Origin of the sequence: Pseudomonas sp. Irchel 3F3 (genome assembly GCF_900187545.1) — a bacterium.
GTDB lineage: Bacteria > Pseudomonadota > Gammaproteobacteria > Pseudomonadales > Pseudomonadaceae > Aquipseudomonas > Aquipseudomonas fortuita.
In genome coordinates this window covers 261,087-281,285 of the sequence record NZ_FYDS01000003.1, presented here as the reverse complement: position 1 = coordinate 281,285, position 20,199 = coordinate 261,087, and the positions used below count along the sequence as shown (strand labels likewise).

Here is a 20,199-nt window from a genome sequence, read left to right as displayed (position 1 = left end):
TTTCACCTTGTCAAAACTCTAGCTGACCCTGATGGTTTTCGCTGTCTATTGCCGCAATCAACGATTCCCCCTCATTCCTGACATTGCCCACCGCCTTGCCTACCGGATACCAACGAAAATCCTCAGCCGGCCTGCAACCCGCTGTAACAATCGCTGCCGCGCGCGCCGGAGATGTTGCCGGGTCCAGCCATTCTTTGGCGGTCTCCGGTTTGAGTACCAAAGGCTTTCTGTCATGTATGTCGATGAGCCCCTGGTCCGCCGCTGCGGTTATGATGACAAAGCCATCGCTCTCATTGGGCTCCATGCCCTGGTGCACTTCAGCGAGCGCTGCGAAGTAGAGCGGCCCTCCATCAGCGCTTGTGATGTAGTAAGGCTGCTTGCGCTTCGGGTCCGCGGGGTCGGCTACCCACTCGAACCATCCGTTTGCCGGCGCCAGCGCTCTGCCACCTGGCCACAGGCCTTTGAAAAATTTCCCCGTTACCACCGTTTTCGCCCGAGCATTGATCGGGTCGGGCCTTTTTCCCTTTGCCCAGAATGGCGACCATCCCCACTTGACCCGATCCACGCTGAGCGCGCCTTCTATCTGACGTATCACCTCCACCCGGGTCGACGGCGCCACGTTGTAGCGACTGATGGACGCGTGGTCGTAGCCATTGATTACCACCAGATCCAGCGATAGCTGGCGCAGGTAGTGGTCCATCGACTCGTACATCGAATACCGTCCGCACATTTTCCACCTCTCGCCCGTCAGAAATTTCGCTGGCCAGGATTGACCGTGCACCTGATGCCAGATTTACTGTATATACATACAGTCTGTACTGGGCCTTTCATCATGACCATCACGTTATTGGGTGCGCCAGCCGGCGGCACCGAACCACTACCGCTCTATTCATTCCACGTTCCGGCCGGCTTCCCGTCGCCTGCTGCAGACCATCTGGAAGGCCATATTTCCCTCGATGAGTTATTCGACCTCCGTGCACCCCATGTGTATCTGGTGAAAGTGGAGGGGGACAGCATGCAAGGGGCGGGGATCTATTCAGGTGACATCGTCATCGTAGACCGCGGCCGTGAAGCCGGGCACGGCGATGTGGTGATTGCCGCCGTCAATAGTGAACCGGTCTGCAAGCGCCTTTACCGTCGCGACGGCGTGGTGATCCTGAAGTCAGAAAACCCCGCCTATCCGCCACGCTATGTCATGGAAGGCGACGAGCTCGTCATCTGGGGCGTGGTTCGATACAGCGTTCGCGATCATGCGCAGTGACCCGGTATTTGCACTGATCGATTGCAACTCGTTTTACGCGAGCTGCGAGCGGGTATTTCGGCCGGATCTGACCAAGACCCCTATCGTGGTGCTGAGCAACAACGATGGCTGCGTGATCGCCAGGTCATACGACGCCAAGCCATACGTGAAGATGGGTGAACCGTACTTCCAGGCGAGGGACAAGCTGCGTCGGCACGGCATCATGGCCTTCAGCAGTAATTACGCGCTGTACGGCGACATGAGCGAGCGTGTCATGTCCCTGATCGAATCGATGGTGCCTGACACTGAGGTCTACAGCATCGATGAATGCTTCGCCGATCTGTCGGGTATTCAGGAAAACCTGACCCAGTTCGGACGCAAGCTGCGGGCCAGGATCTTCCAGTGCACCAGTATCCCCGTGGGGGTCGGCATCGCTGGCACAAAGACGCTCGCCAAGCTGGCCAATCATACGGCGAAGCGCCTGCATGCGCAGACGGGCGGGGTGGTCGACATTACCGATCCGTTCAAGCGCGATTGGGTGCTGCGCAACACCGAAGTGAAGGAGGTGTGGGGCATTGGCCGGCGAATGACCGCCCACCTCGAGGCAATGGGCATTCATACGGCGATGGACCTGGCCAAGGCTGACGCCCGCACGCTTCGGCAGAAATTCAGTGTGATCGTGGAGAAGACTGCCCGCGAGCTGGCGGGCACGCCGTGCCTGGAGCTGGACGAGGCCGAACCCCCTAAACAGGAAATCTGCTGTAGCCGGATGTTCGGCAAGCGGCTGACAGAGCTTGCGCCCATCCAGCAGGCAGTGGCCACTTACGTTGGCCGAGCAGCGGAGAAGCTCCGGGTTCAGGGCTCAGTGTGCAAGCGCATGCGTGTGAGCATTCGCACCGGCATGTTCAACCCGGATGAGGCGCACCACGCACAAGGCGCGCTGGTGGAGCTGCCATACCCAACCTGCGACACGCTGCTGATGACCCGACTGGCTACCGACGCGGTCGGGCAGGTCTTCAGGCCAGGGTTTCGCTACAGCAAGGCAGAGGTGCTGCTGATGGACCTGCGGCAACCAGATGAATTTTCAGGGGACTTGTTTGCGCCCAGGCAATCGGTGGCATGTCACCGATTGATGCAGATGATGGATGACATCAACCAGCGCTGGGGGCGAGGGACAATGCGAGCCGCCAGCGTGCCGGCAACACCGGACTGGGGCATGAGGAGAGAGATGATGAGCCAATCCTATACCACGCGGATTGATCAGCTGTGGACGGTCAAATGTTGAACCTGTCATCGGCTTGGCCCCGTCTGCTTCCCCTTCCATAGGCGTGTGGTGTACAGAAGAGGGGGACCGGCGGAGGAGTCTCGCTCCAGGCCGCCGGCCATAAAGGTCATTGCTCTACGATGCAGATCCAGCGGTGGTTGTATCTGTAAGGCGCTCTGGTAAATGCAACCTCTGATACCAGGTTCATGCCGTGCTGCTTAAGCGCCTCGGTCAGTTGAGCGAGTGTCTCTGCGTGGATAGTCATTGCTGTCACCTCGTCAGATTTACTGCGTTCATTATTCTTGACCGAACAGGCAGCTACCGAATTCATTTTTTTGAGTGACGGTTTCGAGCCTTTACGCGCAGCCAGTGACCATGTCATGCGCAAGCGCTATCGCTTTCTGTGTATTGGGTTACATCGGTGGGGTAAGGGCGACGAGCCGCGAAAAGCAGTGAACTTCTGAGAGGGGTAATCGCTCTGAGGTTGGCCGTTACGTTAGATGCGTGGCGCCCCCCCTCTCTCAACGCTTATCTGCGGAATGACTGACATGTTTTCGGAAGACTTTTACGGCGTGTTTCTGGTAGCTGAGGCCGTGCTGGCATTCACTGTGCTGGCCGTTGCTTTTCACTGGAATCGAAGCGCATAACCCCTCAAGGATGGCGTTCTGCGTGCCCTCTCCCAGGCACTTATCTTGAACCTCTGCTCTGAAACGCTGGTCTTCAGCATGAGAGGCATCCTTCTTCGGCTTCCTCATCAAAGATTGAAATGTTCTGAAGCTAGGGTTGTACCGAAGCCAATTCCATTATTGACGGAGTCAGGAAATGGATTATTCCAGCATGGTTGAATCGTTGGACAAAATGCTGAAAGACGCGGCTGGCGCGCAGTCCGGGTTGCAGGGGGCAGGTGCCGGTTGTCATCGATGGAGTCGCTGCCATTCGTCCGCGACTTCGCCCATCGTCGACGGTGCCCCGGTTTTGATCCATGCCATAAAGGAGCGGTCGAACCGGAATGACGGGCCGCACTCACTGAGCAGAAACTGACGCACTTTGTGCGTGTTGCGGTAATGCTTGTCTAGCGCGGTGGTGCGGGTAATCGGCCCGGCGTGCCAGTCGACGCTCATGGTCTGCTCCTTGACTGCGAAAAGGCACAAAGCCCGTAGACCAAAAATCTACAGGCCTTGTCGGCGTGTGAAAATAGTCAGTCTTCGAACTGGATCACCATGCGGCCTTTGATCTTGCCCTCCAGCATCTCGTCAAAGATCTGGTTGATATCTTCGATCGGTCGCAGCGTCACCTTGGGCACGACTTTGCCTTCTGCGGCAAACTGGAAGGCTTCCTGCAGGTCCTGGCGTGTACCGACCAATGAGCCCACTACTTCAATCCCATCCAGCACCAGGCGGGGAATGTTCAGGTCCATGGACTCCGACGGAAGCCCGACAGCAACCAGTCGCCCGCCAGCGCGCAAGGCATCGACGGCCGAGTTGAATGCGCCTTTGGCGACGGCAGTCACTACGGCAGCGTGGGCGCCACCGGTCTTGGCCTGGATAACCTTCGCGGCGTCTTCGTTGAGCGGGTTGACCACCAAATCTGCGCCCATTTCGCTGGCGAAGCGCAGTTGCTGTTCATTGACGTCGATGGCGATCACTTTCGCGTTGAAGACGTTCTTGGCGTATTGCAGGGCCAGGTTGCCCAGCCCGCCGAGGCCGTAGATGGCGATCCACTGGCCGGGGCGGATGTTGGAGATTTTCACCGCCTTGTAGGTCGTGACGCCAGCGCAGGTAATGCTGCTGGCGGCAGCGGAATCGAGGCCGTCGGGTACTTTGACCGAGTAATCGGCGTTGACGATGCAGGCCTCTGCCATGCCGCCGTCCACGGTGTACCCGGAGTTCTTCACCTCGCGGCACAGGGTTTCGTTGCCGCTGTTGCAGTACTCGCAATGCCCGCAACCCTGATAGAACCAGGCAACACTGGCACGGTCGCCCGGTTTGAGCGAGGTAACCCCCGGCCCGACTGCCTGGACCACGCCGATACCTTCATGGCCCAGCACGACGCCGGTCTTGTCACCGAAGTCGCCATTCTTTACGTGCAGGTCGGTGTGGCACACACCGCAGCATTGCATCTTCAGCAGCGCTTCGCCGTGTTCGAGGGGGCGCAGGGCTTTCTCTACTATGTCCACGCGACGGCCTGGTGCAACGACAGCAGCTTTCATAAGAGCCTCCGTGTCTATCTGAGTGAGCTTGGGTTATCGCCGGGTTAGCATAGCCCTTGGCGGGCCGGGCAAAACTGCTACAGGTCATGCGCGGCTGGATTAGCAGGTGTAGCAGCGGCCCTGCGTATGCTTCATGAACACGTCGCAAAAAGAAAAGCCCGCGGCAATGATGCGGCGGGCTTCAAGAACGTACGGAGCAGGGTCAGTGTGCCGGTCTGGTTGTGAGTATTTCGTGAAGCTCAGGTCATGAGGCTGTCATGTTCCCTGGGCCATAAAAAAGCCCGCCATGAAAGGCGGGCAAAAGACGTTTGAAGGGAGAGCCTGCAGGCTGCACCCGGCCGGTTAACCCAGGATTAAGCGGAACACATTGACCTTGGCACCTGATCAGCCTATACAGGCCTGCCATCACCCCAGGAGCCAGCATGCACGACCAAGACGACCTGCACGAACCCGAGCATGATCACTTGCTTGACCATGAATTTCTCTACGAAGACATGGAGCCCGAGGCGGATGCCCAAGGCGCCGAGGATGAAGTGGAAGAAGATGAGGAAACGCTGGATGACCTTGATGATGAAGAGCGTGATCACCCAGCCTGGTTCGATGACTGCGAAGACGACTGACTCAGCGCCCGTCCACCGAGAAACGCCCAGGGCCGCTCACTGCCAGCAACAGCAAGCCACCCATGATGGCAAGGTTTTTCAGGAACTGGGTCATGTTGGCGCTGCGTTCGGGGTCGACCATGTTCCAGAACGGGTGGCCCAGCAGTGCCGTACCCAGCACGAACAGTGCGAATAGAAATGCCAGCGGGCGGGTGTAAAAGCCCAGGATGAGCAGGATGCCGACGACGAACTCCATGAGCACGGCAATCGCTGCCGCCAGCATGGGGGCAGGGGCGCCGAGCGACGTCATGTAGCCAACCGTGCCATCAAAGCCGGTCAGCTTGGCCCAGCCAGACAAGACAAACAAAATCATCAGCAGTACGCGGGCAATCAGGATAATGATGTCGCGTTGGCCATCGAGCAGCGAGTAGCGCATGGCGGCGTTCCAGTGGAAGAGGACACGCTCCACTTTAGCAGCTGCGCCAAGGATTGCTGGCAGGCAGCAAAAAGGCGCCGCAAGGGCGCCTTTTCGAGGAAGTTTGGTGCGAGTGGCGGGACTCGAACCCGCAAGGCTCACGCCGACAGATTTTAAGTCTGCTGTGTATACCAATTCCACCACACTCGCACGCTTGAAAGGGTCGTGACGACCAGCCCACTTCTAGGCAGAAGGGCTTTGCAATCAAGCGCGCTTTATAACCCATTGTTATATTTGAGTCAACTGCAGCACCTATGATCAACAGAAGGGTTGGACCACCGGGCAATTGACACCTTGGTGTCATTACGCCACTGTTGCCGCCTTTATTGGATCCAAGAGTATGCCGCGATGACTCGGTCTGACCCTTGCACGCAAGTGGCGCGCCCACGGCTGTTCTGGCGGCTGCTATTTGCCCAGGTGATGGTGTTGGGCGCGTTTCTGTTCCTCAGCCTGATAAGCCTGGGTGGCTACCTGTTGATGCTCGGTTTCGATGCTGAGCACCCACAGCCGCAGCGGTGGATGGCTTTGGTGGGCGGAGGGGTTATCATGCTGGTTGGCCTGTGGCTGTTGAGGGTGGCGATGCCACGGCGCATCAGCCCCGTGCTGGTCGAGCCTGAACGCTGACCATCGCTAGCCGCTGGCGGGCACCCTCGGCTAACGTTTATGTCCCTTGCGCTGTGCCAGTGGAGTCTTCATGGTTTCAGCTGACTGCCTCGACAACCCCGTCATGCCTGAACACCGCTATGAGCGGCTGGTTCAGTCTGTGGTGGATTACGCCATCTACATGCTGAATACGTCTGGCCATGTGGTGTCGTGGAATGCCGGGGCGCAACGGATCAAAGGCTACCGCGCCGATGAAGTGATCGGCCAGCATTTCTCGCTGTTTTTCACCCCCCAGGACTGCGCCGACGGCCGCCCTGAGCGCTTGCTGCGCCAGGCGCTGGAGGAAGGAGTGGCGCAGGATGAGGGCTGGCGCGTGCGCAAGGATGGCACACAGTTCTGGGCCCTGGCGGCGCTGGATGTGATCCGCGATGACCAAGGGCAGATCATCGGCCTGGCCAAGGTCACGCGGGACATCACCGACCGCCGCGAGTCGGCGATGCAACTGGATGCAGTGCGCGCCCAGTTGTTCCAGGCGCAGAAGCTGGAAGCTCTCGGCCAGTTGACCGGGGGGCTGGCGCATGATTTCAACAACATGCTCACCATCATCATCAGTTCCGCGCGACTGGCGCTCGCCAGCAAAGACCCGGCGCGCATCGAGCGCATGTTGCAGCACATTCTCGTCGCCGGGCAGCGGGGCACTGAACTGACCCAGCAGCTGCTCAGCTTTGCTCGCCACCGTCAGCTCGATGTAGCGCGTGTCGCACCGGCAGACCTGGTCGCTGCTACCCGCGGCCTGTTGGAGCACGCACTGCCCAGCTCGATAGAGCTACAGGTGCAGTTGGAAGCGGACTTGCCGTTGATTGAAGTGGATGCCGGGCAGTTGCAGATGGTGCTGCTGAACCTGCTGTTCAACGCCCGCGATGCTATCGCAGAGGAGGGCCGGATAGGTCTGACAGTCGATGTGGTTGAGCTGGCTGGCGAGGTGGGAGGGCTGCACGGCAGCTTTGTGCGCTTCGTGGTGGAAGACAGTGGTGGAGGGATTGCACCAGAAATTCTGCCGCGCATCTTCGAGCCATTCTTCACGACCAAGGCGTTCGGCAAGGGTACTGGCCTGGGCCTTAGCCAGGTATATGGCTTTGCCAGGCAGAGCGGTGGCGCCATCCACGTCGACAGTGAGCCCGGCCATGGAACTTTCATGCAGCTTTACTTGCCAACGTATCAGGACAAGACCAACAGCCCACTCGACAGGTAAGCATCATGGCGCAGGCACTCAGGCGGTTGGTGACAGGTATCGAAGGGCTCGATGCGCTGCTCAAGGGGGGGCTGGTAGCCGGAGCCTCCTACATCATTCAAGGCCCGCCGGGTGCCGGCAAGACTATCCTGGCCAATCAGCTGGCCTACGGGCACGTGCGCTCGGGTGGCCGCGTGCTGGTCGCCACCTTGTTGAGCGAGTCGCATGAGCGGCTGTTCCAGTACCTGTCCACCCTGGACTTTTTTGACCCGACGCTAGTTGGCGATCAGATACAGTTTGTCAGTGCCTTCGATACCCTTGAGCAGGAAGGTCTGGATGCTGTGGTGCGGCTGCTGCGCCAGGAAATCGCCCGGCAGCAGGCCAGCCTGCTGATTGTCGACGGTGTGCTCAATGCCCGGGTGCGTGCCGAAACCACGCTGGACACCAAGAAATTCGTCTCCGAGCTGCAGGGCCATGCGGCCTTTGCCGGCTGCACCGTCCTGCTGCTCACCAGTGCGCGGCTGGACGAGGGCAGCCCGGAGCACACCATGGTCGACGGGGTAATCGAGTTGGGTGAGCAACTGGTGGGCAGCCGCGCCGTGCGCCATATCCAGTTGCGCAAGACCCGCGGCAGTGCGGCGTTGTCGGGGCGCCATGAATGCCTTATCAATGAAAGCGGCATGCAGGTCTATCCGCGCCTGGAAGCGTTGTTCAGCCACCCGAGCCAGATGGGCAGCGCCACCCCGGCGCGCATCAGCAGTGGTGTGTCATCCCTGGATGAGATGCTCGAAGGCGGCCTGGCGATGGGTTCGGTCAGCCTGTTGATCGGGCCCTCTGGTATTGGCAAGACATCATTGGGGCTGGCCTTTCTTGGCGCCAGCACCGTGCAGGCGCCGGGGCTGCATTTCGGCTTTTATGAAACGCCCGAACGCCTGCGCAACAAGGCTGCGTCGCTGGGTTATGACTTTGCAGCGATGGAGCAGGACGGTAGCCTGCAGTTGTGTTGGCAGCCGACTACCGAGGGCCTGCTAGACCAGATCGGCGCGCGCCTGCTCGAACGTGTCGAGGCGCAGGGCAGCAAGCGCGTGCTGATTGACAGCCTTGGGGCATTCAGTCGCCTGGCCGTCGATCCGGCGCGGCTCAATGGGTTTTTCCGCGCCATCGCCGGCGAGCTGCGTGCGCGTGATGTGAGCGTGATGTTGACTTGGGAAATGCGCGACATCTTCGGCGCGGAAATCAGCGCTCCGGCCCCGGACCTGTCGAGCATTGTCGACAACCTGATGCTGATGCGCTTCGTCGAGCTGGATTCTCAACTACGGCGCATGCTGTCGATCCTCAAGGTGCGTGACAGTCACCATGACCCGGCCTTGCACGAACTGTTGATCGGGCCGCAGGGCATTAGCTTGCGCAAGGCGTTCGAAGGCGCCAGTGGTGTGCTCTCGGGAACGCCCGTGCCGCAGGGGAGCGGGTGACGGAGCAAACCGATGAACACCATCCTGATCGTCGATGACGAATACCTGATTGCCGATATCCTTGGTTTTGCCCTGGAGGACGAAGGCTATCTGGTAGAAAAGGCGAGCAACGGCTGCAAGGCACTGGAGGCCTTGAAGGAAAAGCGTGTTGAGCTGGTGATCACCGACTACATGATGCCGCTGCTCAATGGTGAGGAGCTGGTTCGTGCCATGCGCCAAGACCCATTGCTGTGCGAATTGCCGGTCATTCTGATGAGCGGCGCACAGGCCAGCCAAGGATGCCCGGCCCTGTTCGCCGCCATATTCGACAAGCCTTTCGACATGGACGAGATGATCGCCAAGGTGCGCCAGTTGTTGGGCACCTGAGCCTGGCGATCAAGCGCAGCCATGTTCCCTGGGGGCTCAGTGTGAGTCTTCGTGTTTCTCCGGGGCCGGGCTGCCAGCCTGAATACGCTTGAAGATCTCTTCGCGATGGACCTGAACATCTTTCGGTGCATCGATACCGATCCTCACCTGCATCCCTTTGACGCCCAGAATGGTGACTTTGATGTCATCGTTGATGACGATGCTTTCGCCAACCTTACGGGTGAGTATCAGCATGTAGTTCTCCTTGGTAATGTAAGAGTCCGCCGGCCTATTTGCCGCAGCGGTGGGAGCTTGTCCCTCTTCCTTCTCATTAAAGACGCTTTCGGCGGATAAGAATTCCCAGACAGACAAATTCTGTTGCGTGTCTTCACTTGCAGGGGCCGGTGCAAACCGTCAACGGTTTGTCGGCCAAGGTGCTCGATGGCAAGGATAGGGGGCTTGGACGCTAATGGGAAATTTCTTCGCATCATGGGCTAGATAGACAGGCTTAATGGTCATCCTGTTCCTCAAGCGCCTGAAGAAACAGCAATAATGCCACTTCTTCGGGGTCCAGGCCTTTGCGTACACGGTTTTTTGGCAAACTGGCCAAACGCCCCAGTGCATAGTGCTCCAGTACTGCCGGGTGGATATAGCAGCGCCTGCAGACTGCCGGCGTATTACCCAAGCGCGTTGCGACCTGGCGGACTATCGCCGCGACCTGGCGTTTGGCTTCGCTTTCCGGCTCCCAGGCCAGCGGTTTAAGTAAGTCCAGCGCCAAGCTGCTGCCGGCCCAGGTGCGGTAATCCTTGGCGGTAAAGTCCGCGCCGGTCAGTTGCTGCAGAAACTGGTTCACCTCACCCGAGCCTACGCTGTGGCGCTGGCCGTCTTCATCCAGGTACTGGAACAGCGCTTGCCCAGGTAACTCCATGCAGCGTTTGAGCAGGCTGGCCAGGCGCCGGTCGTTGAGGGTGACATTGTGTTCGACGCCGCGCTTGCCGCGAAACTGGAAGCGGATGGTGCCGCCTTTCACTTGTACGTGGCGGTTGCGCAGGGTGGTCAGGCCGTACGACTGGTTATCGCGCAGGTAGCGCTGGTTGCCGATGCGGATCAGGGTGTGGTCCAGCAGGCTCACCACCAGCGCCATGACTTTTTCCCGGTCCAGCCCTGGGCGAGCCAAGTGGGCCTCCAGTTGCGCGCGCAGCTTGGGCAGCGCTTTGGCGAAGGCCAGCATGCGCCCGTACTTGTGCTGGTCGCGCAGTTCGCGCCACTGCGCGTGATAACGGTACTGCTTGCGGCCACGGGCATCACGGCCGGTTGCCTGCAGGTGGCCCTGCGGGTCGGTGCAGATCCACACATCGGTATAGGCCGGGGGGATTACCAGGGCGGCGATGCGCGCAAGGGTTTCGCTGTCGCGTACCCGTTGGCCATCCGGATCCAGGTAAATGAAACGGTCACGCCAGCGTCGCCGGGTCAGGCCCGGCTGGCTGTCGTCAACGTAATGCAGCGTGCGCGGCAGGGGGCAGTCGAGCATAGGGTGCGGGCCTTGATCGGGTCACTGATCAATGGACAACACCTGAGCGCAGGATGCTCAGCCTAAAAGGGCCACCGACTTGATCTGGGCGAACAGTACCTGGCCCGGGTGCAAGCCGAGCTGGTCTGCCGAGAAGCGGGTGATGCGCGCAAGCAGGGCATTGCCACCGGCATCCAGGCTGACCAGCACATGCGCCGGGTTGTCCGCCGGGCGGCTATCACGCACACGCACTGGCAGGCGGTTGAGGATGCTTGACGTACTGTCTGCCGCCAGTGCCAGGCTTACGTCCCGGGCCTGCACCTTGACCCGCAGCGTACTGCCCATCGTATGCGCCGGGTGGGCGATGCGCAGCAGCGGCCCGCTACTGCCGGGCAGGCGCAAGTCGAGCAGGTCGTAGTGCGGATCGTGCCCCACCACCATGCCCTCGAACACCACGCCAGCATCGTCGCCCTGGGCCAGCGACAGGTCCAGGCGGGCCAGGGTTTCGCCGATCGGGCCGCTGGCGACCGCCCTGCCTTGTTCAAGCAAGACCAGATGGTCGGCCAGTCGCGCCACTTCATCCTGGGCATGGCTGACGTACACCAACGGGATGTCCAGTTCGTCGTGCAGGCGCTCCAGGTAGGGCAGGATCTCGCGCTTGCGAGGCCCGTCCAGCGCCGCCAGCGGTTCATCCATCAACAACAGCCGTGGGCTGCTGAGCAAGGCGCGGGCAATGCCCACCCGCTGCGCCTCGCCGCCAGACAAGGTTGCCGGGCGGCGCTCCAGCAAGTGGCCGATACCCAATAGCTGGCAAGCCTGGTCGAGGCTGACCTTGCGTTCAGCAGCCGCTACCCGGCGCCAGCCGAATTCCAGGTTACCGCGTACCGACAGGTGCGGGAACAGGCTGGCCTCCTGGAACACGTAGCCCACCGGGCGCAGGTGCGGCGCCTGGAAGTAGCCGCGGGCGCTGTCTTCCCAGACTTCGCCATTAACCTCGATGTAGGCACTGGCGGCCCGTTCCAGGCCGGCCAGGCAGCGAAGGCAGCTGGTCTTGCCGGAGCCCGAGTGGCCGAACAGCGCGCTGATGCCGCGCCCGGGCAGGTGCAGGTCAACGTCCAGGGTGAAGTCGTCGCGCGCCAGGTTCAGGCGCGCCACTATCGATGCGGTCATGTCAGCTCCAGCCAGCTTTGCCGCGGCGTCCGGCGTACAGCAAGAGCAGCACCAGGAAAGAGAACACCAGCATGGCACCGGCCAGCCAGTGGGCTTGCGAATACTCCATGGCCTCGACGTGATCGAAGATTTGCACCGACACCACTCGGGTCTTGTCGGGAATGTTGCCGCCGATCATCAGCACCACGCCAAATTCGCCCACGGTATGGGCGAAGCCGAGGATGCTGGCCGTGACGAAGCCGGGGCGGGCGAGCGGCAGCACCACATGAACGAAGGTGTCCCATGGGCTGGCGCGCAGGGTAGCGGCGACTTCCAGCGGTCGCTGGCCGATGGCGCCAAAGGCATTCTGCAGCGGTTGCACGACGAACGGCATGGAGTACACCGTCGAACCGATCACCAAGCCTGTGAAGCTGAACACCACGCTGCCCAGGCCCAGTGCCTGGGTAGCCTGGCCTAGCCAGCCGTGTGGCCCCAGGGCGATCAGCAGGTAAAAGCCGATCACCGTCGGAGGCAGTACCAGCGGCAGTGCCACTACCGCACCCACCGGGCCGCGTAGCCATGAGCGCGTGCGCGCCAGCCACCAGGCGATGGGGGTGCCGATGACCAGCAGGATCAGCGTGGTCAGGCTGGCCAGCTTGACGGTCAGCCAGATGGCACCCAGGTCACTGGCGTCCAGGGGCATCAGCGTTCATAGCCGTAGGACTTGATCACCGCTGCGGCTTTCGGACCTTTCAGGTAGTCGACCAGCGCCTTGGCGGCAGCATTGTCCTTGCCTTTGTTAAGGATCACGGCGTCCTGGCGGATCGGGTCGTGCAGGTTGGCCGGTACGATCCAGGCCGAGCCGTTGGTTACCTTGCCGTCCTTGTAGATCTGCGACAGCGCAACGAAGCCCAGCTCGGCATTGCCGGTGGAGACGAACTGGAAGGCCTGGGTGATGTTCTGGCCTTCGACAATCTTGCCCTTGGTGGCTTCGGTGAGCTCCAGCTTGTCCAGCACCTGGGTGGCGGCCAGGCCGTAAGGTGCCGCTTTCGGGTTGGCGATGGACAGGTGTTTGTAGTCGTTCTTCTTCAGCACGTCACCCTTGGCGTCTACGTAGCCTTCTTTCGCCGACCACAGGGCCAGGGTGCCGATGGCGTAGGTGAAGCGCGACCCGGGGACAATTTCCTTTTCTTCTTCAAGCTTCTTCGGGGTGCTGTCGTCAGCGGCGAGGAACACTTCGAACGGTGCGCCGTTCTTGATCTGTGCGTAGAACTGCCCAGTGGCGCCGTAGGCCGCGACCAGTTTGTGGCCAGTGTCTTTTTCGAAGTCCTTGGCGATGGCCTGGATGGGGGCAGTGAAGTTGGCTGCGACCGCGACCTGGACTTCGTCGGCCCAGGCAGTGTTGAAGGCGAACAGGGTGGCCAGGGCGGTGGCGGCCAGGTGGGAGGGGCGGATACGCATCAAGACAGCTCCTTGGGGTTATCGTTATGTCCTGAACTATATAGCGATAGGCCATTTGCCGGGAAGGGGCTGGGTGATGCATTTGCAGGCTCGGCCTCTTCGCAGCACAAGGCTGCTCCTACAGGCGCCGCACCTTTTTAGGAGCAGCCTTGTGCTGCGAAGAGGCCGAGCCTGTATATGAAGATGCCTAACGATTAACCAAGGCCAGTGCCTTTTCGGCAATCTCCCGGGTCAGCTCCCCCGCAGGCATGTGCCTACCCAACCTCAGAGCCTGCCCTGCCCAGAGGTTGCTGAAGTCACTGTTACCCTGCGGATCGGTGATCGCCCGCAAAGGCATCAGTGCCCCACCCGCCAGCGGGAAGCGCGGTGCCAGGTCGCTCATCGGCCCTAGCTCGCGCATGATGCGGTTGTTGATGCCACGCGCCGGTCGGCCGGTAAACAGGTTGGTCAACGCCGTGTCGCTGGCGGGCGCGCTGTCCAGCGCCTGGCGGTGCGCCGGCGAAACCTTGGCCTCGGGGCAGAACAGGTAAGCCGTGCCGATCTGCACTGCCGAAGCGCCCAAGGCCAGTGCCGCCACCAGGCCGCGGTGGTCACCGATACCGCCTGCGGCAATCACCGGCACGCTGACCGCGTCCACCACCTGCGGCACCAGGGCAAAGGTGCCGATCTGGCTGGTAATGTCGTTGCTGAGGAACATGCCCCGATGGCCACCGGCTTCATAACCCATGGCGATGATCGCGTCACAGCCATTGCGTTCCAGCCAGACTGCTTCTTCCACCGTCGTCGCGCTGGACAGGACCTTGGCACCACTGGCCTTCACCCGATGCAGCAGGTCAGCCTGGGGCAGGCCGAAGTGGAAGCTCACCACCTCCGGGCGCAGTTGCTCGATCAGCTGGCAGCTTTGTTCGTCGAACGGCGCACGGTTGGACACTGGCGTGGGGGCCGTGAAATCGGCACCCGTTTCGCTGTAATAAGGCTCAAGCGCCTGCTTCCAGCGTGCATCACGCTCGGCATCGGGCGCTGGCGGCTGATGGCAGAAGAAGTTCAGGTTCAGCGGGCGGCCCGGGCAAGCCTTTCGAAAGGCTGCGATCTCGCCACGCACCTGTTCGCCTGTGAGCATGGCGCAGGGCAGGGCGCCAAGCCCCCCGGCGTCGGCCACGGCAATGGCCATGGCCGAACCGCTGGCACCGGCCATGGGCGCCTGCAGAATGGGCAACTCGATGCCCAGCAGATCGAGGATACGACGGTCGGGCCAGTTGCTCATGCAGTTCTCCTTGGCGCGCAGCCTTACAGTGCCTTGCTCACCTGAATGTCGCTGATCTTGTCGGCGTCGTCGCCGTGGATCTTGCGCAGGGCATCGAGGGCCTGCTCCTGCGAGGCGTCGGGCATGACGGCGAAATCCCAGCGGCGCTCGCCGTCGAGCTTGTATTTGATGACGTATTTGATGTTCTGGGTCATGGCAGTCTTATCTGAGTTTCGACGAAGAGCGACGGATGATCTTGATCTTGTGGCTCAAGGTTGGCTTGCGGGTCACCGAGATCGGGCGGGTGGTCACGGTGTCGATGGTGATGTTCCAGAAACCGGTGCTGGGTACCGTAATTTTGGCCGGGAAGTCGACAAACTGACCGCCGTGGTAGGTGTGACGGCCGCCGTTCTTGAAGCTGCGGAAGTTGGCGTCGTTCATCAGGCGGATATTGCAGCGCTGGGAGCATTCGATGACGACGATGTCGTCCTCGTTGAGGTGCTCGCGCTGGTGGACGAATTTCATGTGATGCTCCGCAAGGGTTGGATCTGTAAAGGCAAAAGATACCACGATGTGTCGCTACACTGGCGCGCTCGATGGTCAGGCCCCGCTAAATCTGCCAATGCAGGGAGCAAAACGGCCTGGTTGTGGTCGAACTGGATTCTTGAAGGCTGAGGTGCTCTAAATGAAGTGGATGGTGGCGGTGGTGTCTTTGGCTCTGGGCGGTTGTGTGAGTGTTTCGGAACTGGAGCAATCCCACGAGACGCTGGATGTGATTTCCGGCAAGACCCCGCGTGAATATGCCGACTGCATCAAGCTAAAGCTGGCTGATACGCGCGATCCGTTGGTAGAGGAGCCACGTGGCGACGGCCTGCGCCTGATCGTGCCGCAGAAAATCAGCTCCGGGGCAGGCCCTGCGGCGCTGGTGGACATCGACAAGCGTGGCGGCGGCAGCAGCATCAAGCTGCATGAGCGGCTGAACAACTTCCCCCTGCGCCTGGGCGATGTGCGCACGGCGGCCACCCAGTGCATCTCCGGACATTGATCTGAGGCAACGGACCTTCCTGTCTTTGCTTATATGTTTTAAGCCTAAACATATAACAAAAGAAAAGGAGATTCGTGATGACACCGTTCAGACGCGCCCTGGTCGGCGGCATGCTGGTCCTGGCCTGGCCCATGGCACATGCCGTGGAGGGCCAGAAAATCTTCACCCAGGGTGGGGCCAACCCCGCCGCCATGGCGTGCCTCGGGTGCCATGGCCCGGACGGCAAAGGTATCGCCGCTGCCGGCTTTCCACGTCTGGCCGGGTTACCGGCCGGTTACCTCAGCAAGCAATTGCACGATTGGCGCAGCGGCAGCCGCAAGCAGCCGGTGATGGAGCCATTGGCCAAGGCCTTGACCGAGGATGAAATCGAGGCAGTGAGTGCCTATCTGGCCAGCCTGCCGGCCGACCCCGCCAGCAAGTTGTGGCGCCAGCAAATCGCCGTTGACCCTACCACCCGAATGGCCCTTTACGGCGACTGGAGTCGTCAGATCCCGGGGTGTGTGCAGTGCCATGGTCCTGGCGGCGGTGGCGTTGGCGAACACTTTCCGCCTTTGGCCGGCCAGCCTGCCAGTTACCTGGTGGCCCAGCTCAATGCCTGGCGTGACGGCAGCCGCAGCAATGACCCCAACCAGCTGATGGTTGGCGTGGCCAAGGCCATGACCGATGAGGAGATCAAGGCTGTTGCCGAGTTCTTCGCCCGCGCCGTCAGCCAGGAGGTCAAGCCATGAAACCGATGATTCCAACGCTGTTGCTGTTGGCCATGGGCAGCGCCCAGGCGGCCGTGCCGATCGCCATGGAAGATCAGTCGCAGTTGAACGTGCCTGGCCTGCAGGCTGCGCCGCAGTTCGTGCCGCCCGCTGAAAACGCGTTGCCCGACAACGCCTTTGGCAAGATGGTGCGCGAGGGCCATGCCCTGTTCGTCGATACACGCCGGCTGATGCCCGAGGCCGTGGGCAACGGCATGAACTGCAGTAACTGCCACCTCGACCAGGGGCGGCTGGCGCATTCGGCGCCGATGTGGGGCGCTTATCCGATGTACCCCGCATACCGCAAGAAAAACGACAAGGTGAATACCTATGCCGAGCGGATCCAGGGGTGCTTCCAGTTCAGCATGAATGGCAAGCCACCTGCCGCTGACAGTCCGCAAATGACGGCATTGGCGACCTATGCCTACTGGCTTTCGACCAAGGCGCCAACGGGGGTGGAAATTGCCGGGCGGGGTTACCCGGAAGTGCCGCAGCCCCAGGGCGGCTATGACTTCAAACGTGGCCAGCAGGTGTACCGCGAGCAATGCGCGATCTGCCATGGCGACAACGGTGAAGGGCAGAAGGTGGCCGGTGAGTACGTGATGCCGCCGTTGTGGGGCAAGGAGTCCTACAACTGGGGCGCCGGTATGCACCGTATCAACACAGCGGCGTCGTTCATCAAGTCCAACATGCCGCTGGGCAAGCCGGGCAGCCTCAGCGATCAGCAGGCCTGGGACGTGGCGGCGTGGATCAACCGCCACGAACGGCCGCAGGACCCGCGGTTGGTCGAGGGCTCCATCGAGAAGACCCGGGTGAAGTTCCATGCCAATGACGGCGTGAACCTGTATGGTCAGAAGGTAGATGGGGTGCTGATCGGGCAGGGCACCGGTAGCTGATGCAGCGCCTGTGCCGGCCTCTTCGCGGGTGAACCCGCTCCCACAGAATCTGTGCAGAGCTCAGGCCTGATGCGGTACCTGTGGGAGCGGGTTTATCCGCGAAAGGGCCGGTACAGGCACCCTTGTTTTGCTGTCATCCGCCCGTCATGTATGACGTTATTATTTACGATCCCCCGGAACTATCTACACTGGGTTATCTCTATGATGGCATCGGTCGCTATCGGGGGGCATTGTAAGGTGAGTGCCGCCTGATTAGACTGCGGCGAATTCCACAGGCCTAGCCTTTGTTAAGGACGTATATGATCAAAAAATGCTTGTTCCCGGCGGCCGGCTACGGCACTCGCTTCCTGCCCGCAACCAAAGCCATGCCCAAGGAAATGTTGCCGGTGGTCAACAAGCCACTGATCCAGTATGGCGTTGAAGAAGCATTGGATGCTGGTCTGAACGAAATCTCCATCGTGACCGGCCGCGGCAAGCGCGCCCTGGAAGACCACTTCGACATCAGCTACGAGCTGGAAAACCAGATCAAGGGCACCGACAAGGAAAAATACCTGGTGGGTATCCGTCGCCTGCTCGACGAGTGCTCGTTCTCCTACACCCGTCAGACCGAAATGAAAGGCCTGGGCCACGCGATCCTCACCGGCCGCCCGCTGATTGGCGACGAGCCGTTTGCAGTGGTTCTGGCGGACGACCTGTGCGTCAACCTTGACGGTGACGGTGTGCTGGCGCAGATGGTCAAGCTGTTCAAGCAATACCGCTGCTCGATCGTCGCGATCCAGGAAGTCGATCCGCAGGAAACCAACAAGTATGGCGTCATTGCCGGCGAGGAAATCCGTGACGGTATCTTCCGTGTGGACTCGATGGTCGAGAAGCCCAAGCCTGAAGATGCGCCATCGAACCTGGCCATCATCGGCCGCTACATCCTGACCCCGGATATCTTCGAGAAGATCGAGCAGACCGAGCCGGGCAAGGGTGGCGAGATCCAGATCACCGACGCGCTGATGAAGCAAGCGGCAGAAGGTAACGTGATCGCCTACAAGTTCAAGGGCAAGCGTTTCGACTGCGGTGGTGCCGAAGGCTACATCGAGGCGACCAACTTCTGCTTCGAGAACTTCTACAAGGCTGGCAAGGCTTACTGATAAGCCCCGCAGGTCATAGAGAGCCACCCTTCAGGGTGGCTTTTTTGTTTGCAGTGGCCAACGGCGTTATGCTGTGCGCCTGCCTAGGAGAGTGAATACATGGCCTACGATTTTGATCTGTTCGTGATTGGTGCCGGGTCCGGCGGTGTGCGCGCAGCGCGCTTTGCGGCGAGCTTCGGCGCAAAAGTGGCAGTGGCCGAAAGCCGCTACCTGGGTGGCACCTGCGTCAACGTCGGCTGCGTGCCAAAAAAACTGCTGGTGTACGGCGCGCATGTCGCGGACGAACTGGAGCAGGCCGCGGGTTACGGCTGGACCCTGGAAGAAGGGCATTTCGACTGGGGCACCCTGATTGCCAACAAGAACCGCGAGATCGAGCGCCTCAACGGCATCTACCGCAACCTGCTGGTCAACAGCGGCGTCACCCTGCTGCAGGGCCATGCACGCCTGACCGGTGCCAATGAAGTGGAGGTGGAAGGCCAGCGCTACACCGCCGAGCACATCCTTATCGCTACCGGTGGCTGGCCGCAGATCCCGGACATACCGGGCAAGGAACTGGCGATCACCTCCAACGAAGCGTTCTACCTCAAGGCGCTGCCAAGGCGGGTGCTGGTGGTCGGCGGTGGCTACATTGCCGTCGAGTTCGCCGGTATCTTCCAGGGCCTGGGGGCCGACACCACGCTGCTGTACCGTGGCGACCTGTTCCTGCGCGGCTTCGATGGCTCGGTGCGCACGCACCTGAAGGAAGAACTGGAAAAGCGTGGCCTCGATCTGCAATTCAATGCCGACATCCAGCGTATCGACAAGCTTGAAGATGGCAGCCTCAAGGCCACCCTGAAGGACGGCCGCGAGCTAGTTGCAGACTGTGTTTTCTACGCTACAGGCCGGCGCCCGATGCTGGACAACCTGGGCCTGGAAAACACCGGTGTCGAGCTGGATGCGCGTGGTTACATTCGTGTCGACGAGCAGTACCAGACGACTGCGCCTTCGATCCTGGCCATTGGCGATGTGATCGGCCGTGTGCAGCTTACCCCGGTGGCCCTGGCCGAAGGCATGGCCGTGGCGCGGCGCCTGTTCAAGCCGGAGCAGTACCGCCCGGTGGACTACCAGAACATCCCGACGGCGGTGTTCAGCCAGCCGCCTATCGGTACGGTTGGCCTGACCGAGGAGCAGGCGCTGGAGGCCGGGCACAAGGTGCAGGTGTTCGAAAGCCGTTTCCGCGCCATGAAGCTGACCCTGACCGACATTCAGGAAAAGACCCTGATGAAGTTGGTGGTGGATGCCGAGACTGACAAGGTGCTGGGTTGCCACATGGTTGGCCCTGACGCTGGCGAAATCATCCAGGGCCTGGGCATTGCCCTGAAGGCCGGTGCGACCAAGCAGCAATTCGACGAAACCATCGGCGTGCACCCGACGGCGGCCGAAGAGTTCGTGACCATGCGTACAGTCACTCGTTAATGGCACTGGCCTCATCGCCGGCAAGCCAGCTCCCACAGGTATTGCAAGTCCATGGGCCTGCGCGGTACCTGTGGGAGCTGGCTTGCCGGCGATGGGGCCAATGGATGCAGCGCAATC

Annotated in this window: 25 protein-coding genes and 1 tRNA gene; 12 read left to right on the top strand and 14 right to left on the bottom strand. The window is 60.9% G+C overall.

Translation table 11 applies throughout. The annotated features are described in order from the left end of the window. Positions 1 to 10 precede the first annotated feature (10 nt). Positions 11 to 730, bottom strand: a complete 720-nt coding sequence (locus CKW35_RS07470; RefSeq protein WP_095115573.1) for an SOS response-associated peptidase family protein — start codon at positions 728 to 730, stop codon at positions 11 to 13. A 102-nt stretch (positions 731 to 832) separates the two neighbouring features. On the opposite strand from CKW35_RS07470, the gene CKW35_RS07465 reads away from it, so the two are divergent. Together CKW35_RS07465 and CKW35_RS07460 are read left to right on the top strand one after the other, a co-directional pair. After that, positions 833 to 1,261 (top strand): LexA family transcriptional regulator, encoded by a 429-nt coding sequence (locus CKW35_RS07465; protein ID WP_016487949.1) that lies wholly within the window; start codon positions 833 to 835, stop codon positions 1,259 to 1,261. Continuing rightward, positions 1,251 to 2,525 (top strand): Y-family DNA polymerase, encoded by a 1,275-nt coding sequence (locus CKW35_RS07460; protein ID WP_095115571.1) that lies wholly within the window; start codon positions 1,251 to 1,253, stop codon positions 2,523 to 2,525. The genes CKW35_RS07465 and CKW35_RS07460 overlap by 11 nt, the downstream gene beginning before the upstream one ends. 106 nt (positions 2,526 to 2,631) lie before the next feature. Here CKW35_RS07460 and CKW35_RS27790 read toward each other — a convergent pair whose 3' ends face one another. From CKW35_RS27790 to adhP, 3 genes are all read right to left on the bottom strand, one after another. After that, positions 2,632 to 2,886, bottom strand: a complete 255-nt coding sequence (locus tag CKW35_RS27790; RefSeq protein ID WP_143499761.1) for a hypothetical protein — start codon at positions 2,884 to 2,886, stop codon at positions 2,632 to 2,634. 532 nt (positions 2,887 to 3,418) lie between these two features. Next, a complete protein-coding gene (locus CKW35_RS07455) occupies positions 3,419 to 3,625 on the bottom strand; it encodes a DUF6434 domain-containing protein (RefSeq protein WP_016487945.1) in 207 nt (68 codons plus the stop codon). Between the two features lie 77 nt (positions 3,626 to 3,702). Further along, on the bottom strand, positions 3,703 to 4,713 hold the full coding sequence (adhP, locus tag CKW35_RS07450; RefSeq protein WP_060517197.1) for an alcohol dehydrogenase AdhP: 1,011 nt from the start codon (positions 4,711 to 4,713) through the stop codon (positions 3,703 to 3,705). Between the two features lie 422 nt (positions 4,714 to 5,135). On the opposite strand from adhP, the gene CKW35_RS07445 reads away from it, so the two are divergent. Further along, positions 5,136 to 5,333 (top strand): hypothetical protein, encoded by a 198-nt coding sequence (locus CKW35_RS07445; RefSeq protein WP_016487943.1) that lies wholly within the window; start codon positions 5,136 to 5,138, stop codon positions 5,331 to 5,333. A gap of 1 nt (position 5,334) precedes the next feature. Here the strand turns inward: CKW35_RS07445 and CKW35_RS07440 are convergent, their stop codons facing one another. Further along, the gene (locus CKW35_RS07440) at positions 5,335 to 5,748 is read right to left on the bottom strand and encodes a DoxX family protein (RefSeq protein WP_016487942.1); all 414 of its coding nucleotides are present in this window, start codon (positions 5,746 to 5,748) and stop codon (positions 5,335 to 5,337) included. 104 nt (positions 5,749 to 5,852) lie between these two features. Continuing rightward, positions 5,853 to 5,937, bottom strand: a tRNA-Leu gene (locus CKW35_RS07435). Positions 5,938 to 6,135: 198 nt separating this feature from the next. Between CKW35_RS07435 and CKW35_RS07430 the strand changes: the two genes are divergently transcribed. The 4 genes from CKW35_RS07430 to CKW35_RS07415 all read left to right on the top strand — a co-directional run bounded on the left by CKW35_RS07430 (position 6,136) and on the right by CKW35_RS07415 (position 9,459). Further along, on the top strand, positions 6,136 to 6,411 hold the full coding sequence (locus CKW35_RS07430; protein ID WP_016487941.1) for a hypothetical protein: 276 nt from the start codon (positions 6,136 to 6,138) through the stop codon (positions 6,409 to 6,411). 70 nt (positions 6,412 to 6,481) lie between these two features. Next, the gene (locus CKW35_RS07425) at positions 6,482 to 7,642 is read left to right on the top strand and encodes a nitrogen regulation protein NR(II) (protein ID WP_060517199.1); all 1,161 of its coding nucleotides are present in this window, start codon (positions 6,482 to 6,484) and stop codon (positions 7,640 to 7,642) included. Positions 7,643 to 7,647: 5 nt separating this feature from the next. Continuing rightward, positions 7,648 to 9,093, top strand: coding sequence for an ATPase domain-containing protein (locus tag CKW35_RS07420; protein ID WP_016487939.1), 1,446 nt, complete (start codon positions 7,648 to 7,650; stop codon positions 9,091 to 9,093). A 12-nt stretch (positions 9,094 to 9,105) separates the two neighbouring features. Continuing rightward, a complete protein-coding gene (locus CKW35_RS07415; protein WP_016487938.1) occupies positions 9,106 to 9,459 on the top strand; it encodes a response regulator in 354 nt (117 codons plus the stop codon). A gap of 36 nt (positions 9,460 to 9,495) precedes the next feature. Here CKW35_RS07415 and csrA read toward each other — a convergent pair whose 3' ends face one another. The 8 genes from csrA to CKW35_RS07375 all read right to left on the bottom strand — a co-directional run bounded on the left by csrA (position 9,496) and on the right by CKW35_RS07375 (position 15,326). Beyond that, the gene (gene csrA / locus CKW35_RS07410; protein WP_012051904.1) at positions 9,496 to 9,693 is read right to left on the bottom strand and encodes a carbon storage regulator CsrA; all 198 of its coding nucleotides are present in this window, start codon (positions 9,691 to 9,693) and stop codon (positions 9,496 to 9,498) included. Positions 9,694 to 9,946: 253 nt separating this feature from the next. Next, the gene (locus CKW35_RS07405) at positions 9,947 to 10,969 is read right to left on the bottom strand and encodes a DNA topoisomerase IB (protein WP_095115569.1); all 1,023 of its coding nucleotides are present in this window, start codon (positions 10,967 to 10,969) and stop codon (positions 9,947 to 9,949) included. 57 nt (positions 10,970 to 11,026) lie between these two features. Next, complete coding sequence (gene modC / locus CKW35_RS07400) at positions 11,027 to 12,118, bottom strand: molybdenum ABC transporter ATP-binding protein (protein ID WP_016487936.1); 1,092 nt, start codon at positions 12,116 to 12,118, stop codon at positions 11,027 to 11,029. A gap of 1 nt (position 12,119) precedes the next feature. Then, positions 12,120 to 12,800 (bottom strand): molybdate ABC transporter permease subunit, encoded by a 681-nt coding sequence (gene modB, locus CKW35_RS07395; RefSeq protein ID WP_016487935.1) that lies wholly within the window; start codon positions 12,798 to 12,800, stop codon positions 12,120 to 12,122. After that, on the bottom strand, positions 12,800 to 13,558 hold the full coding sequence (modA, locus tag CKW35_RS07390) for a molybdate ABC transporter substrate-binding protein (RefSeq protein WP_016487934.1): 759 nt from the start codon (positions 13,556 to 13,558) through the stop codon (positions 12,800 to 12,802). The genes modB and modA overlap by 1 nt, the downstream gene beginning before the upstream one ends. Positions 13,559 to 13,745: 187 nt before the next feature. Next, entirely contained in the window at positions 13,746 to 14,822 is a 1,077-nt protein-coding gene (locus tag CKW35_RS07385; protein WP_016487933.1) for a nitronate monooxygenase family protein, read from the bottom strand. 23 nt (positions 14,823 to 14,845) lie between these two features. Continuing rightward, a complete protein-coding gene (locus CKW35_RS28350; RefSeq protein ID WP_095115567.1) occupies positions 14,846 to 15,016 on the bottom strand; it encodes a hypothetical protein in 171 nt (56 codons plus the stop codon). 7 nt (positions 15,017 to 15,023) lie between these two features. After that, positions 15,024 to 15,326, bottom strand: a complete 303-nt coding sequence (locus tag CKW35_RS07375; RefSeq protein ID WP_016487931.1) for a DUF1883 domain-containing protein — start codon at positions 15,324 to 15,326, stop codon at positions 15,024 to 15,026. Positions 15,327 to 15,486: 160 nt separating this feature from the next. On the opposite strand from CKW35_RS07375, the gene CKW35_RS07370 reads away from it, so the two are divergent. From CKW35_RS07370 to gorA, 5 genes are all read left to right on the top strand, one after another. Beyond that, positions 15,487 to 15,846, top strand: coding sequence for a hypothetical protein (locus tag CKW35_RS07370; RefSeq protein ID WP_016487930.1), 360 nt, complete (start codon positions 15,487 to 15,489; stop codon positions 15,844 to 15,846). A 77-nt stretch (positions 15,847 to 15,923) separates the two neighbouring features. Further along, on the top strand, positions 15,924 to 16,574 hold the full coding sequence (locus tag CKW35_RS07365) for a cytochrome c (RefSeq protein ID WP_016487929.1): 651 nt from the start codon (positions 15,924 to 15,926) through the stop codon (positions 16,572 to 16,574). Beyond that, positions 16,571 to 17,488: a c-type cytochrome gene (locus tag CKW35_RS07360; protein ID WP_016487928.1), complete on the top strand. Its 918-nt coding sequence runs from the start codon at positions 16,571 to 16,573 to the stop codon at positions 17,486 to 17,488. Before CKW35_RS07365 ends, CKW35_RS07360 begins: the two co-directional genes overlap by 4 nt. A gap of 299 nt (positions 17,489 to 17,787) precedes the next feature. After that, the gene (gene galU, locus CKW35_RS07355; RefSeq protein WP_016487927.1) at positions 17,788 to 18,627 is read left to right on the top strand and encodes a UTP--glucose-1-phosphate uridylyltransferase GalU; all 840 of its coding nucleotides are present in this window, start codon (positions 17,788 to 17,790) and stop codon (positions 18,625 to 18,627) included. A gap of 99 nt (positions 18,628 to 18,726) precedes the next feature. Then, a complete protein-coding gene (gene gorA, locus CKW35_RS07350; RefSeq protein ID WP_016487925.1) occupies positions 18,727 to 20,082 on the top strand; it encodes a glutathione-disulfide reductase in 1,356 nt (451 codons plus the stop codon). Positions 20,083 to 20,199: the final 117 nt, after the last annotated feature.